Below are 14,215 nucleotides of genomic sequence, written 5' to 3' on the forward strand. Positions count from 1 at the left end.
CGCGGGAAGCGGCCGGGCGGCGCCGTCAGTCCCAGCGGTAGCCGTCACCGAAGAGGAGGGTGTGCTCCAGCACGTCCTCCAGCGGGTCGTCGATCTGGCCGGTGCTGATCAGGCTGACCCTGGGCGCGTTGTGCGCGTTCGTATGGGTCTCGTCGGCGTGTGCCGTGCCGGAGCACAGGACGGCCGGTGCGGCCGTCACCGCCGCGACCAGCGCCCAACGGGACATCGTCTGCACCCAACTGCCGTTCACCGCAACCTCCTTGGACCGCAAGGGCCGTACGCGTACGGGGCCGTCCAGCGCGGCCCGCCCGCCCTGTGTAACCGCGGTCCGATCAAGAAGTCACCGACGATCATACGAACGGGTCGTCGGATGCCAAGTCATCTGAAATTCTCCCGGAGTTCACCGGGGCGACGCCCCGTTGACGGGAACTCGCGTACGAGCGAGGGTCGATCGATCATCGAGGGTGACGGGACACAGTGCAGGGCCGGGAGGAACCCATGAGGTTGAGCGTGCTGGATGTCGGGTCGAGAACGGTGCGTCTGGTGGTGGCCGACGCCGAGGGCGGTGCGCCGCTGCCGGTGCACACGGCCAAGTGGAAGCTGCGGCTCTCCGACCATGTGGGCCCGTGCGGACGGCTCGGCGGTGAAACCGTCGACCTGCTCGCCGACGCGGTCGCGCAGGCGCGGCAGGAGGCGCGGCGCAGGGGCGCGGAGGAGCCGCTCGCCTTCGCCACCGCGGTGGTCAGGGACGCGCCGAACCGGGACGAGATCCTGGACAGGGTGTACGAGTCCACGGGTGTGCGGCTGCGCGTCATGTCGGGGGAGGCCGAGGCCGAGTTGACGTTCCTCGGCGCCCGGCGGTGGATGGGATGGCAGGCGGGCCCGCTCGCGCTGCTCGACATCGGCGGCGGTTCGCTGGAGGTGGCCTTCGGCCGGGGACGCCTCCCGAGCTTCGTCATGTCGCTGCCGCTCGGCGCCAACCGGCTCACCCGCGAGTTCGGCACCGGGCACGCGGAACCGCCGACCAGCGGCCAGGTCAAGCTGCTGCGCAGAGCCGTACGGCACCACCTGCGGGACGTGGCCGCGCGGATCCGCTGGGAAGGTCCCCGCACGGTGGTGGCCACATCGCGCACGTTCCAGCAGCTGGGCAGGTTGTGCGGGGCGACTCCCGGACGGCACGGCCCGTTCGTGACCCGGACGCTGCGCCGCTCCGACCTGCGCCGCGCCCAGGACCGTCTCGCCGCGCTGCCGAAGGCCGACCGGGCGGAGCTGCCCGGCATCTCCGCACCGCGTGCGGCGCAGAGCCTGGCCGGTGCGGTGGTCGGGCACACCGCGATGAAGCTGATGGACCTGGACACCGTCACGATCTGCCCGTGGGCGATCCGCGAGGGCATCCTGCTGCGCCGCATGGAGGACGGCCCCGGCTGGTGGGCCGCGGCGGACGGGGAGGAAGTGCCGTACCGCACCGTGCCGTTGAGGGTCGCGGGGCTGACCGGCTGAGACCGCCCGGACCCGCGACCCGGATCCGGCAGGACCGTGTGCCGCGGTCGGCGCCACAGCCCCTGCCGGTGCCCGGCACATCGGCGCCGGGCCGCGTCCTCACCCGGCGGTCCAGTCGGCGTTCGCGCCGCAGACGACCAGACACGGCAGGTCACCGGGGACCAGTCCGGCCAGCCACGCGGCGAACGGCACGGCCGCGGCCGGTTCCACCGCGATCCGGCACTCCTCCCACAGCCGGTCGCGGGCCCGCAGGATCTGCTCGTCGTCGACCAGCACGGACGACACGTCGTGCGCGCCGAGCACGGCGAAGGCGATCTCGCCGACCCGGCTCGCGCCCGTCGCGGAGGCGGCGACGGAGTCCACGGCCGAGTCGACGGGCCTGCCCGCGGCGAGCGCGTCGTGGAGGCAGCGGCAGTGCTCCGGTTCGACGGCGACGACCTGGCGCCCGGCACTCGCGAGCGCCGTACCCGCCGCGAGACCGCCCCCGCCGACCGCCACCGCCATCGCGTCGACGGCGGGCTCCGCGGCCACGATCTCGGCGGCCACGGTGCCCTGCCCCGCCACGACGGCCGGATCGTCATAGGGGTGGAGGAACCGGTGCCCCGGCCGCGCCGCCGCATCCGACGCGGCCGCCGCGGCCTCGGCGAACGTGGCGCCGTGCCGGACGAGCCGCGCACCGGCGGCCTCGATGCGGCGGGCCTTCGCCGCGGGCACCGTCTCCGGCACATAGACCGTCGCGGACACGCCGAGCAGTGCGGCGGCCGTCGCGACCGCCAGGCCGTGATTGCCGCCCGACGCCGCCACGACATGCTCGTCCCCGGGCCCCGAAAGTAACGCGTTGAGCGCGCCGCGCAGCTTGAACGAGCCGCTGCGCTGCAGGAATTCGAGCTTCAGCAGGACGCGCCGGCCGTCTGCCTCAAGATCGAGCAGGGGAGTGCGCCGGGCGTACGGACGGATCCTGTCGGCGGCCGCGCGGACATCGGAGGCCAACGGTGTGTACGTCTGAGTCTTCACGGGGCCATGGTCCACGGGGCGCCCCCTTCGGCGCCAGTGACGATCGATCAACTACCCGCGGGTGGCGGCCGCATGAGGGACAGGTCGGCGCCCCAGGCGTCGAGCACCGCGCCGTGCCCGGCCCGCCGCGCCGCCGCCTCGGCCTGCGCGAACAGCCCGCGCTGCACGGCCACGTCGCCCGTCCCCGAAATACGGTCCATGGCGTCGAGCAGCATGCCGGTGTCCCAGCCGGGCAGCGGAAAGCGGGCGAGTTCCCACTCCAGGTATTTGTTGTACGGGCGGGGCCGCCGGTCGAGCGCGAAGAGCAGCTCCAGCAGGAACCCGATGCTGTCGGCGGCGTCGAGCCGGGCCGCGAGGGGATGCCCGTCACGGTCGTTCTTGACGGAGCGGTAAAGGGAGTTGGCGTAGGCGTCGAGCCACTCGTCCGCGGCCCGGAACGCCTCGTCGGCGTCGAGCCCCGCCTTGGCGGCCAGGATCCGGGCGATGCCTCCGTCGAGCCGGTCGAGCACGACGCGGGCGCGCGCGAGGGCGTACCGCTCGAAGCCGGGCATGCCCGCGGCGCGGAACTCGTCGAGCGAGCAGACGACGAGGTCGAGTTGGGCGGTGCGGTGTCCCGCGAACCGGCTGAGCTCCGTCGTCGCACCGTCGGCGAGGACGACGTACACGTCGTGGTCGGAGTGCCGGGTGGCCATGTGCGCGTGGGCCCGGGAGCCCTTGAGGACGAGGCCGACCACGGCCGGGTCGGCGGCGGCGAGCGCGACGAAGGCGTCGTAGGTCAGGGGCTGTTCGGTGGTCATCGCGTGATCTCCGGGAGGGAGTGGTGGCGGGCATGGCGACCGGGGCGGCCCCGCCGGAAGGAGGGGCGCCCCACCGTCCGCGGTGGCACCCGGCCACCGCCCGAAGGATCAACGCACGCGCGGAGTCTAAGCGGCCTTGTGGAAGTTCGCTGCGGTTCGGGTGTGCCCCGAAGGGGCGCGGGGAACTGCGCGACCAGCCACGACGCACCCGCAGATGCGGACCGCATTTCCCGCGGAGCGCTTAGCGGTTGCCTGAACAGCCGCCTCGTCGCGTCGAGCGGTTGCTTGAACAGCCGCTTCGCCGCACGCCCTTACGCATGCGCTCTTACGTATGCGCCGTGCGCAGCACCGTGCCCCGCCGCTCGAACTCCATCAACGCCTCGACGCTCGACGCGACCTGCGGTACCAGCTCCCGCTCGAGGAGCCACAGCGCGCCGTCGATGCCGGAGCTGACGCCGCCCGCGCACACGAGGTTGCCGTCGTCGACCACGCGGACGGTGCGCACGTCCGCGCCCTGGCCCTTCAGATACTCCTGGGCGCGGTGATGCGTGGTGCAGGGACGGTTGCCGATCACTCCTGCCGCATGCAGGACGATCACCCCGGTGCACACGCCGAACAGGGTCAGCGACGGGCGTTCGGCGCGGCGCAGCTCCCGGGTGAGGACGCCCTTCTTGATCTCGGCCCAGACGCCCGGCGCCTCCTTGTCCCGGAACCCGCCGCCGGGGACGACGATCACGTCCGCCGCCGAGGGGTCCCAGGCGCCCGGCGCAGCGACGTCCGTGCCGAAACTCGCGGTGAATCTGCCGGGCCGCCCGCCGGTGACCAGCAGGGGCCGCACCGGATGCCCCATGGAGGCCGCCGCCGCGAAGACCTCCAGCGGGCCGATCACGTCCAACTCCTCCGCGCCGTCGAACCCGACGATGTGCACGCGCAGCGGCTGCCGTGCCGTCCGCTCCCGCGGTGCGGCCGCCGACGCGGTCCGGTCCGTCGCGCCCCAGGCGACGGCGGCCACCCCCGCACCCGCCGCCGTCCTCAACGCGCTGCGCCGCTTCATCCCTGTCATGCCGTACGACTCCGTCCACCAGGTCCGTGCCGCCGAACGTCGGCGGCCCTACGAGGAGTTGGTCGGACGGAGGCGGGCCGGAGTTCCCGTGGCCACACGATTCGGGGGCGCGGCGGACGCGTCAGCCGAGCAGCTGCTCCGCCAGCAGGAACCCGCCGATGAGGATCATCATGGCCCCGGACACCCGCGTCACCGCCCGGGCCGCCGACGGCCGGGTCGTCAGGACGGTGCGGGCCAGGACGCCGACGGCGAGATAGACGACGGCGCAGGCCGTCATGTGGAGCGTGCCGAGCAGCCCGGTCTGCGCGGCGACGGGCCAGGACGACGCTGAGTCGATGAACTGCGGGAACAGCGAGAAGTAGAGCAGCAGCGCCTTCGGGTTCAGGCCGCTGATGCCGACGCCCTTGAGGGCAACCTGCCAGCGTGAGTGGGACACGGTCTCCGTGTCCGCGGCGAGCGTGGCGGGCTGCCGCAGGACGCCCCAGCCGAGCCACATCAGATAGGCCGCCCCGGCGACGGTGAGCACGGTGAGGACGGTCGTCGAACTCGCCACGATCACGACGAGTCCGGCCACGGCGAGCAGCGTGTACCCCGCGTATCCGGCTATCAGCCCGGCGACCGCGGGGACGACCGACCGGTCGCGCAGCCCCGCGGAGATGGCGTACGCCCAGTCCGCGCCGGGGGTGAACACCAGCAGCAGGTCCACCGCCAGGAATGCCGCCACCGTCGTCGTGTCCATGGACCGTCCCCTCCCGCACTTCTTGCCTTACGGAGGGAAGATTAGGCGCGATATGCCCGAAGATGTTTCCGTCTTTACCCCATGATCGCGCCCTGGGAGGGAGAATCTTCTCCATGGATGCCCTGGACCGGAAGATTCTTACCGAGCTGCAGTTGGACGGCCGTCTCACGGTGACCGAGCTGGCCGCGCGCGTGAAGCTGAGCGTCTCGCCCTGCCATCGCCGCCTGCGCGACCTCGAACGCGCGGGCGCGATCCGCGGCTACCGCGCGGTCGTCGACCCGGCCGCCGTCGGCCTGGACTTCGAGGCGCTCGTCTTCGCCACCCTGCGCTGGGAGGACCGCGACACCGTCGAGGCCTTCGAGGCGGCGGTCGCCGCGGTCCCGAACGTCACCCAGGCCCAGCGCCTGTTCGGCGAGCCCGACTACCTCCTGCGCGTCGCCACCACCGACCTCGCGGCCTACCAGCAGCTGTACGACCAGCAGTTGGCCAAGCTCCCGGGCGTGCAGCGACTGACCTCCACGCTGGTCATGAAGAGCGTCGTCCACGACCGGCCGCTGCCCGAGTAGCCACGGCCGTCCGCCGAGCCGGGGCCTGCCGGTTCACCCCTTCACTCCTTCAACCCTTCACGCCTTCACGCCTTCACGGCCGAGGCCATCCTGCGGACGGCCTCGGTCAGGATCTCGGGGGAGGTGGCGAGGTTCAGCCGGACGAAGCCCGCGCCGCCCGGCCCGAAGTCCGCCCCGCGGCTCAGGGCGACCCGGCCGCGCTCCAGGAACACGGCCGCGGGATCGTCGCCGAGACCGAGTCCGCGGCAGTCGAGCCACGCCAGATAGGTCGCTTGGCCGGGGCGGTGCCGCACGGCGGGCAGCCGGTCGCCGAGCAGCTCGTCGAGCAGGCGGCGGTTCTCGTCGAGTCCGGCCAGCAGGGCGTCGAGCCAGGCGCCGCCCTGCCGCAGGGCGGCGGTGTGCGCGATGACGCCGAGATGGCTCGGCCCGTGACCGACCTCCTCGGGGAGGCGGGCCAGGTCGTCCGCGGCCGCGGGCCCCGCGACGGCGAGGGCGGCCTTGAGCCCGGCCAGGTTCCACGCCTTGGAGGCGGACATCAGGGAAAGACCGTCCGCCCCGCCCGGCACACTCAGATACGGCACGAACCGGGCCCCCTCGGCCACGATCGGCGCGTGGATCTCGTCGATGACGACGCGTACGCCGTGGTGGCGCGCAAGCCGGGCGACCTCTTCGAGCTCTGCGGCGGTGTGCACCGTCCCGGTCGGGTTGTGCGGGCTGCACAGCAGGTAGACCGCCCGCCCGCCACGGCCTGCCGCGTCCCGGAAGGCGGCCGCGAGCGCGGTGAAGTCGATCCGGCCCTCCTTGCTCAGCGGCGCCTCGACGACCGGCCGGTTGTCGTTGCGTACGAACTGGTAGAAGGGCGGGTACACCGGGCAGTTGACCACCACCGGGTCGCCGGGACCCGACACCAGCTTGAGCATCTCGACGATGCCCAGCATCACGTCGGGGACGATCGCGGTGTGCCCGACGGCCAGGCCGTCCCAGTCCCAGCGGCGCGCGGCGAAGTCCGCGAGCGCCTCGGCGTAGTCCGTCCCCGCCGGATAGCCCGTGTCGCCGCGCTCCATGGCGTCGTGCACGGCGCGCGCCACCGGCTCGGCGAGCGGCACGTCCATCTCGGCCACCCAGAGGGGCAGTACGTCGGCCGGGTACGTCCGCCACTTCATGCTCGTGCGTTCCCGCAGCCGGTCGAGGGACAGCTGCCGCAGCGGATTGGCGACCGGGGACACGGCGGCATTCTTCGACGCATGATCCATGGACCGATCGTAGGCTCGGGGCGCCCCCGTTGACCTGCTCTGGGGCCCTACAACCATCCGCTCCGCTGCGCCTGCAAGGCCATCTGGAAGCGGTTCGCGGCGCCCAGTTGGGCCATCAGGATCTGCAGGCGGCGGAAGAGCGTGCGACGGCTGATGCCCAGTTCGCGGGCGATGACGTCGTCGTTGGCGCCGCCCGCGAGGAGCCACAGCAGACGGCGGTCGGCGGGCGGAAGGCCGCCGGGGCGGGTGGTGCGGCCGTGGAAGGGCAGGGCGTTCTGCCAGGACTGCTCGAACAGTGCGATGAGCGCGGAGAGCAGGCCGCACGGCTGCACGACCAGCATGGTGTTGTGCACGTCGGCCTCCCTGATCGACAGGGACACCAGGGCGTACGCCTCGTCGATGATGACGAGTTTGACCGGCACGGACGGCAACACCCTGGCCTGCTCACCGGCGTTGACGCACGGCTCGATGACGTCCTTGAGATGGCCCGGGTACTCGAGGGACTCCCGCGAGTACACGACGCGCTGCGTCACACCGCGGGCCAGCGTGGCGAGCGCGTCGTCGGTGGCACCGGACAGCGGGAAGTACGGCGGCGACTCGAACTGCCGGATCTGCTCGCGGGCGCTCGCCCAGGCGTGCCGGATCCTGGGGCCGATGGCATCGCCGGTGACGACCTCCACGAGGTCGTCGTTGTACGCGGCAAGACGCTGCCGCCGGAACGACTCGAATGCGCCGCCCACGGCGATGCGCGACTCCTCGACCTCGGCCGCCCGGTGCCTGGCGAGGATCTCGAGGCCCGCGGTGGGCGGCACCGGGGCCACCACGCCCCCGCTGTCGTCGGCGGCGCTGGCGAGACCCGCGTCGACGAGCGCGCCGTACGCCGCGGTGAGCTCCGCACCGTCCAGACCGGCCGCCGGGCCCATCGCGCCGAGCGGGGCGGGGGCCAGTTCGAGCAGCGCCAGGTAGACCCGGGCCGCCGCGGGTTCGAGCCCCAGCAGGCGCAGCGCCTCGGCGAGCTTCGCGTTCGTCATGAGCCGCATTATCGGCGGTCGCGGACGTGGCCGTGGCCGATCTGTGCCACTGGCACTCGTCGGCACCCGGTGCGGGCGGTACGGGATACCGTCCGGGAGCCAGGACCTCCAGACGAGAATGAGGAAGGTGTACGCCGTGGCGAAGCGCCGGAAGAACGGGCTCTACGCAGGGATCTCCGATGAACTGTCCGCGCTGATGCGGACGGGCTGGGAGGACACCGAGCGGCACGACCTGCGGCTCGGCGAACAGGCTCCGCACGCGGCCCGCCGCCGCGCCGCGCTCTCCGCGCGCTTCCCCGGCGAGCGCCTCGTGATCCCCTCCGGGAACCTCAAGGTCCGTTCGAACGACGACACTTACCCCTTCCGTGCCTACTCGGGCTATGTGCACATGACCGGGGACCAGGCCCGCGACGGCGCGCTCGTCCTCGAACCCCGCGCGGACGGCGGCCACGACGCGTACTGCTACCAGCTGCCGCGCGACAGCAGGGACGACGACGAGTTCTGGACCGGGCCCACCGCGGAACTGTGGATGGGCAGGCGCCGCTCGCTCGCCGAGTCGGAGCTGGTGCTCGGCCTTGCCTGCCGCGACGTCCGTACGGCCGCCGACGACCTGGCGGCCTCCTCGGGCGCGCCGACCCGGATCGTGCGCGGCGTCGACCCGTCCCTGGAAGCCGCCGTCACCACCGACGCGGACCGCGACGACGCGCTGGAAGAGGCCCTCAGCGATCTCCGTCTGGTCAAGGACGACTGGGAGATAGGGGAGATGCGCAAGGCCGTGGACTCCACGGTGCGCGGATTCACCGATGTCGTCGGCGAGCTGTCGCGGGCGGTCGCGTCGTCCGAGCGGTGGATCGAGGGCACGTTCTTCCGCCGCGCCCGCCTCGAGGGCAACGCCGTCGGCTACGGCTCGATCTGCGCCGCGGGCGAGCACGCCACGATCATGCACTGGACGGACAACGACGGCCCGGTGCGCCCCGGTGACCTGCTTCTGCTCGACGCCGGAGTGGAGACCCACACCCTGTACACCGCCGACGTCACGCGCACGCTGCCGATCAGCGGCACCTTCACGTCCGTGCAGCGCACGGTGTACGACGCGGTCCACGCGGCCCAGGAGGCCGGTTTCGCCGCGGTCAAGCCGGGCGCCGCGTACCGCGACTTCCACGAGGCCTGTCAGCGTTATCTGGCCGAGCGCCTCGTCGAGTGGGGGTTCATCGAAGGACCGGCCGACCGGGCGTACGAACTCGGCCTCCAGCGCCGCTTCACCATGGCGGGCACCGGTCACATGCTCGGTCTCGACGTGCACGACTGCGCGCAGGCGCGGAACGAGGCGTACGTCGACGCCGTCCTCGAACCGGGCATGGTCCTCACCGTCGAGCCCGGCCTGTACTTCCAGCCGGACGACCTCACCGTGCCCGAGGAGTGGCGCGGCATCGGCGTACGCATCGAGGACGACCTGCTCGTCACCGCCGACGGTCACGAGAACCTGTCGGGGGGTCTGCCCCGGTCGGCGGACGACGTGGAGGCGTGGATGGCCCGGTTCGCGGGCTGAGCGCGCGAACCGGGCCATCCGACGGCGCTCAGCGCGCCAGGTGCTTGATCTTCTCGAACGGGTAGCCCGCGACGACCACGACGACCAGGCCATAGGCGGCGACGGCGATGAGGCCGCCGGTGCCGATGGCCCGGTCGCCGTCGGCGAACAGCACATTGCCGACGGGGATCAGCGGGGCCAGGCTGAGGATCGACGCCCCCGTGCACCAGTGCGCGACCAGGCGGTTGGCCTTCTCGCGCAGCACGGGGTCGCGCTTGACCTCGTCCGGCACCTCATAGCCCACGCTCCGGTCGCAGACCTCGCCGCGGTGTCCGACGCGGGCGGCCAGCAGGGTGACCACCGAGAGGAGGACGAAGCAGCAGAGGATGAAGACGTACGCCATGAGAGTGCGGGCCCCGATTGCCTAGCGGATGTACCTGGTGCCGAGCGGGTGAGCTCGGTGTCTAGCGGATGTACTTGATGATGAAGGCCGCCACCATGGACACGGCCTTGTTCTTGACCCAGCCCGGCAGGAACTTCCAGACCACGCCGCCGATCTCGCCGCCCAGGCAGCCGATGATCGCGTTCTTGACGTAGGTGCCCTTGCCGGAGAACTTGCCGTCGGCGACATCGCTGAGGACCGACGTGGGGATGCTGGCCACGGCGCCCTTGGCACACCACGCGGCGGCACCGATGGCGACGGCGGCTATGGGGAAGGCGCGCGGGCGGATCTCGCCGTCGTCGCCGCCCTGGCTCATGGCGCGGTTCAGCTCGGCCATCGCCTCCGGGCCCATGCCGTCCTCGATGAACTGACGCTGCTCGGCGGTCAGTTCGGGGATCTCCTCCGTGGCGGAGGCCGAGGCGGCGCGGGTCTCGGCCGCGTGCGCGGCGAGCGCCGGGGCGGCACCGGCGAACAGGGCGCCCGCGGTGAGCGCGGCCACGCCCACGAGCGAGGCACGGCGGAACACGGGGCGCTGCTGAGTCGACATCATGTGGGATCTCCCCCTGCCGCACCGTCGGTACGGGCGGCGTCGTCCTGGTAGGTGTGGCGGGCCGACCGCGGTCCGCCGTTCGGTGGCCGACGCCCAGGTCGTGGGCGTTCCGGCCGGGGACCATGCTGGCCTCGACGGCCCGGTGGCCGTAACCGTCCACCGGCCCCCTCCAGTTGGAGGGGGCCGGGCAGGACGGGGGCCGACGGGCGGGCGTCACAGCGGCAGTTCGGCCCGGACGGTGAAGCCGCCCTCCGCGGTGGGGCGGGCGGCGACGCGACCGCCGACGAGGGCCGCGCGCTCCCGCAGCCCGGCTAGCCCGTGCCCGCCGGCGGGCAGGGCGGGCGCCTGGACGTCCTTCCCCGGCGGTCCGTTGGTGATCTCCACGACGAGTGCGTCCTGCCCTTCCGTGGTCAGGACGGACACCTGGACCGGCGCCCCGGGCGCGTGCTTGCGCACGTTGTTCAGCGCCTCCTGCACGATGCGGAAGGCGGCCGCCTCCAGGGCGGGGTCCCAACTGGTGCCCGGCGCAACGGCGATGTGCACCCCGACATCGAGGAGGCTCTCCGCGGTGAGCCCGTGCAGGTCCGTGAGGCGGGTCCTGCCGACCGTCGCGGCCGCTGCGGCATCCGCGCCGCGCAGGACGCCGACCATGTCGCGCAGTTCCTCCAGGGCACGGACGCTGTGCTCGCGCACCACCTCGATGTCCGCACGCCGCCCGGCGTCGGGCTCGGTGGCGCCGAGCACCCCGGACTGGACGGCGATGATGCCGACGTGGTGCGAGACGGTGTCGTGCATGTCGCGGGCGAGCCGGGCGCGTTCCCGGGTCACCGCGCGCTGGGACTCCAGCCACTGCTCGCGCTGCTGGGTGGCGGCCAGGTCCGCGAGGCGGTGCCTGAGTTCGTCGCGTGTCCTGACGAGCAGGCCGAGCACGATCGGCCCGAGGCTGAGCAGCCCGGCGCCCTCGACCATCGTCAGGATCTCGGGCCGCGAGTGGTCCAGGAGTGCGCCCGGCGGCCAGGGAAGCAGCGCGGCGACGAACAGCAGCGCCCCGCAGCCCGCGATCACCCGGGGCGAGGCGCGGCAGGCCACCACGAACATCGCGAGCATGGCGGGCAGCCACAGATATTCGGTGACGGTGGCGGGCAGCGTCACGGCCAGGGTGCTCAGCGGAAAGCGGCGGCGCATCGGCAGCGCGAGCAGCGCCGCCGAGCAGACGGCGAGGCCGAGCGGGTCGAAGGTCTCCGCGACGGTGAGCAGTTCGGCGCAGGCGAGGAACGCGACCCCGCGCTCGGCGGTGCGGCGGTCGACCCTCATCGTCTCGCGGCGCCGCCGACGACCGGGTCCGCGGGCACCAGGCCGAGCCGGTGCGCGTGCACGGCGGCCTGGACGCGGTTGGCGACCCCGAACTTCACCAGGAGGGCGCTGACATGGTCCTTGACCGTGGTGGTGCCGATGTAGAGGCGCTCCCCGATCTCGGTGTTGGACAGCCCCTCGGCGACCAGCGCGAGCACGTCCCGTTCGCGGTCGGTCAGTTCGGGGCGCGTCGGCTCGGGGCGCGCCGCTTCGGGCCCGGTCGGCTCGGGTCGGCCCGTGCCGGACCCCGGCTCCCGGTCCGCCGATTCCGCGTAGTGCCGCACGACCGTACGCGCGAGCCGGGGCGCGAGCACGCTGCCGCCCCGCGCCAACTCCTTGACCGCGTACTCCAGTTGGGCCGGGGGAGTGTCCTTGAGGAGGAAGCCCGCGGCGCCGCCGCGCAGCGCGGCGGCCAGGAACTCGTCGGCGTCGAACGTGGTGAGCAGGGCGACGGCGGGCGGCGCGGGCAGCGACCGCAGGTCGGCGAGGACCGTCAGACCGTCCCGGTCGGGCATGCGCAGATCGAGCAGGACCACGTCGGGGCGGTGCAGCAGGGCCTGGTCCGCGGCGTCGGCCCCCGAGCAGACCGCGACGACATCGAGACCGTCGAAGGTCTCCAGAATGCGCCGCAGCCCCTCCCGCACCAGAATCTCGTCGTCCACCACCATCACGCGTACGGCAGATCGGTTCACTTCGGTCGGCCCCCCTCGAATCCGGACAAGAAGCCCCAGCATAACCGCACATTTTTACGCGGATTTTAGGCAGGTGCCGAGGTCGGGACGGGGCCGTGTGCAGGAGGAACGAAGGGGGTGCGGTGCTCAGCCGCCGCGGCGCACCCGGGCCGCCCTGCGGGCCTCGGCGAGCTTGCGGGCCTCACCGGACTTGCGCGACTTTCCGCCGGTGCCGCGGGAGGTGTCCTTGCTGGTGCCGAGGCCGCGGAAGGGTTCGTTGTGGTTCTTGGTCCTGGCCGCGGCGGGACCGCCGTCGAGCGGGATGCCCGAGGGGGCCTTGGCCCCGGTGATCCGGCTCAGCTGGGCCTCGCCGGAGCGCACCTTGGTGACCGTCGGCTCGATGCCGGCCTCGGCAAGGACCCGGCTCAGCTCACGGCGCTGGCCCGAGAGCACCAGCGTGACGACGCGGCCGGACTCACCGGCCCGGGCGGTACGGCCCGCGCGGTGCAGATAGTCCTTGGGGTCGGTGGGCGGGTCGACGTTGACCACCAGGTCGAGGTCGTCGACGTGCAGCCCGCGGGCCGCGACGTTCGTCGCCACCAGGACGGTGATCCGGCTGTCCTTGAACTGGGCGAGGGTCCGGGTGCGCTGCGGCTGGGACTTGCCGCTGTGCAGGGCCGCGGCGTCCACCCCGCTGGCCCGCAGATGCCGGGTGAGCTGGTCGACGGCGTGCCTGGTGTCGAGGAACAGCAGGACGCGGCCGTCGCGGGCGGCGATCTCCGTGGTGACCGCGTACCGGTCGGGGCTGTGGACGACCAGCACATGGTGGTCCATCGTCGTGACCGCGCCCGCGGACGGGTCGACCTCGTGCACGACGGGGTCCTGGAGGTAGCGGCGGACCAGGTCGTCGACGTCCCGGTCCAGGGTCGCCGAGAACAGCATCCGCTGACCGTCGGCGGCCACCTGGTCGAGGGCCTCGGTGACCTGCGGCAGGAAGCCCATGTCGCACATCTGGTCCGCCTCGTCGAGGACGGTGATCCGCACCCGGCCGAGGCGGCAGGCCTTGCGGTCGATGAGGTCGTGCAGGCGTCCGGGCGTGGCCACGACGACCTCGGCCCCGTCGCGCAGCGCGGCCGCCTGCCGGCCGATCGACATGCCGCCGACGACCGTGGCCATCCGGAGGCGCAGCGCCTCGGCGTACGGCGTGAGCGCCTCGGAGACCTGCTGGGCCAGCTCCCGGGTGGGCACGAGGATCAGTGCGAGCGGCTGCTTCGGCTCCGCGCGCCGCCCCGCGGTCCTGGCGAGCAGCGGCAGGCCGAAGGCGAGCGTCTTGCCCGACCCGGTGCGCCCGCGCCCCAGCACGTCCCGGCCCGCGAGGGCGCTCGGCAGCGTGGCCGCCTGGATCGGGAACGGCTCCCGCACCCCCTGCTCGGTGAGCGTCCGCAGCAGCCCGGCCGGCAGGTCCAGGTCGGCGAAGGAGAGGTCGGGGTGGGTCATGAAGAGCCTTCCGCGTGGGGAACGTACCGAGGAAGGCCCGGCAGGAAGTGGAGGGTCGGCGTACGGGGCGCACCGGAGAACCGGAGTCGCCGGGCGCCGACCGTGCAAACGTCTGAGGCTAACACGGAGTGACGGTCCGGACCGGCGCGGTCGTGCCGTCGGTCTCCGGCCGGGGGCCCCGAAACGCAGCGGGCCGGGGTCCCGGAAACGC

General features: G+C 73.0%; 15 protein-coding genes. 3 read left to right on the forward strand and 12 right to left on the reverse strand.

The window, feature by feature from the left end:
- Positions 1 to 25 precede the first annotated feature (25 nt).
- Positions 26 to 226: a hypothetical protein gene (locus tag ACFWZ2_RS26900; protein ID WP_384550059.1), complete on the reverse strand. Its 201-nt coding sequence runs from the start codon at positions 224 to 226 to the stop codon at positions 26 to 28.
- A 272-nt stretch (positions 227 to 498) separates the two neighbouring features.
- Here ACFWZ2_RS26900 and ACFWZ2_RS26905 point away from each other — a divergent pair, with 272 nt between their 5' ends.
- Complete coding sequence (locus ACFWZ2_RS26905; protein ID WP_384549881.1) at positions 499 to 1,500, forward strand: Ppx/GppA family phosphatase; 1,002 nt, start codon at positions 499 to 501, stop codon at positions 1,498 to 1,500.
- A gap of 99 nt (positions 1,501 to 1,599) precedes the next feature.
- On the opposite strand, the gene ACFWZ2_RS26910 is transcribed toward ACFWZ2_RS26905, so the two are convergent.
- From ACFWZ2_RS26910 to ACFWZ2_RS26925, 4 genes are all read right to left on the reverse strand, one after another.
- On the reverse strand, positions 1,600 to 2,514 hold the full coding sequence (locus ACFWZ2_RS26910; RefSeq protein ID WP_384549883.1) for a serine/threonine dehydratase: 915 nt from the start codon (positions 2,512 to 2,514) through the stop codon (positions 1,600 to 1,602).
- Between the two features lie 47 nt (positions 2,515 to 2,561).
- Complete coding sequence (locus ACFWZ2_RS26915) at positions 2,562 to 3,311, reverse strand: hypothetical protein (protein WP_384549885.1); 750 nt, start codon at positions 3,309 to 3,311, stop codon at positions 2,562 to 2,564.
- 325 nt (positions 3,312 to 3,636) lie between these two features.
- Positions 3,637 to 4,374, reverse strand: a complete 738-nt coding sequence (locus ACFWZ2_RS26920) for a DJ-1/PfpI family protein (protein ID WP_384549887.1) — start codon at positions 4,372 to 4,374, stop codon at positions 3,637 to 3,639.
- 121 nt (positions 4,375 to 4,495) lie between these two features.
- Positions 4,496 to 5,113 (reverse strand): LysE family translocator, encoded by a 618-nt coding sequence (locus ACFWZ2_RS26925; protein WP_384549889.1) that lies wholly within the window; start codon positions 5,111 to 5,113, stop codon positions 4,496 to 4,498.
- 113 nt (positions 5,114 to 5,226) lie between these two features.
- Between ACFWZ2_RS26925 and ACFWZ2_RS26930 the strand changes: the two genes are divergently transcribed.
- Positions 5,227 to 5,679, forward strand: coding sequence for an Lrp/AsnC family transcriptional regulator (locus tag ACFWZ2_RS26930; RefSeq protein ID WP_384549891.1), 453 nt, complete (start codon positions 5,227 to 5,229; stop codon positions 5,677 to 5,679).
- 65 nt (positions 5,680 to 5,744) lie between these two features.
- Here ACFWZ2_RS26930 and ACFWZ2_RS26935 read toward each other — a convergent pair whose 3' ends face one another.
- Both ACFWZ2_RS26935 and ACFWZ2_RS26940 read right to left on the reverse strand, forming a co-directional pair.
- Entirely contained in the window at positions 5,745 to 6,932 is a 1,188-nt protein-coding gene (locus ACFWZ2_RS26935) for a MalY/PatB family protein (protein WP_384549893.1), read from the reverse strand.
- 47 nt (positions 6,933 to 6,979) lie between these two features.
- Positions 6,980 to 7,963 carry a LuxR family transcriptional regulator gene (locus ACFWZ2_RS26940; protein ID WP_384549895.1) on the reverse strand — a complete coding sequence of 328 codons (984 nt, stop codon included), beginning with the start codon at positions 7,961 to 7,963 and terminating at the stop codon, positions 6,980 to 6,982.
- A gap of 136 nt (positions 7,964 to 8,099) precedes the next feature.
- On the opposite strand from ACFWZ2_RS26940, the gene ACFWZ2_RS26945 reads away from it, so the two are divergent.
- Positions 8,100 to 9,512 carry an aminopeptidase P family protein gene (locus ACFWZ2_RS26945; RefSeq protein ID WP_384549897.1) on the forward strand — a complete coding sequence of 471 codons (1,413 nt, stop codon included), beginning with the start codon at positions 8,100 to 8,102 and terminating at the stop codon, positions 9,510 to 9,512.
- Positions 9,513 to 9,540: 28 nt separating this feature from the next.
- Here the strand turns inward: ACFWZ2_RS26945 and ACFWZ2_RS26950 are convergent, their stop codons facing one another.
- The 5 genes from ACFWZ2_RS26950 to ACFWZ2_RS26970 form a co-directional block, all read right to left on the reverse strand.
- Positions 9,541 to 9,894 carry a hypothetical protein gene (locus ACFWZ2_RS26950; RefSeq protein ID WP_384549899.1) on the reverse strand — a complete coding sequence of 118 codons (354 nt, stop codon included), beginning with the start codon at positions 9,892 to 9,894 and terminating at the stop codon, positions 9,541 to 9,543.
- Between the two features lie 61 nt (positions 9,895 to 9,955).
- Positions 9,956 to 10,483, reverse strand: a complete 528-nt coding sequence (locus ACFWZ2_RS26955) for a hypothetical protein (protein ID WP_384549901.1) — start codon at positions 10,481 to 10,483, stop codon at positions 9,956 to 9,958.
- A gap of 213 nt (positions 10,484 to 10,696) precedes the next feature.
- Positions 10,697 to 11,797: a sensor histidine kinase gene (locus ACFWZ2_RS26960; RefSeq protein ID WP_384549903.1), complete on the reverse strand. Its 1,101-nt coding sequence runs from the start codon at positions 11,795 to 11,797 to the stop codon at positions 10,697 to 10,699.
- Positions 11,794 to 12,504 carry a response regulator gene (locus tag ACFWZ2_RS26965; RefSeq protein WP_384550061.1) on the reverse strand — a complete coding sequence of 237 codons (711 nt, stop codon included), beginning with the start codon at positions 12,502 to 12,504 and terminating at the stop codon, positions 11,794 to 11,796. The genes ACFWZ2_RS26960 and ACFWZ2_RS26965 overlap by 4 nt, the downstream gene beginning before the upstream one ends.
- 150 nt (positions 12,505 to 12,654) lie before the next feature.
- Positions 12,655 to 14,004, reverse strand: a complete 1,350-nt coding sequence (locus ACFWZ2_RS26970; protein ID WP_384549905.1) for a DEAD/DEAH box helicase — start codon at positions 14,002 to 14,004, stop codon at positions 12,655 to 12,657.
- Positions 14,005 to 14,215 lie beyond the last annotated feature (211 nt).

The sequence above is a fragment of the Streptomyces sp. NPDC059002 genome (genome assembly GCF_042740435.1).
Classification (GTDB): Bacteria; Actinomycetota; Actinomycetes; order Streptomycetales; family Streptomycetaceae; genus Streptomyces.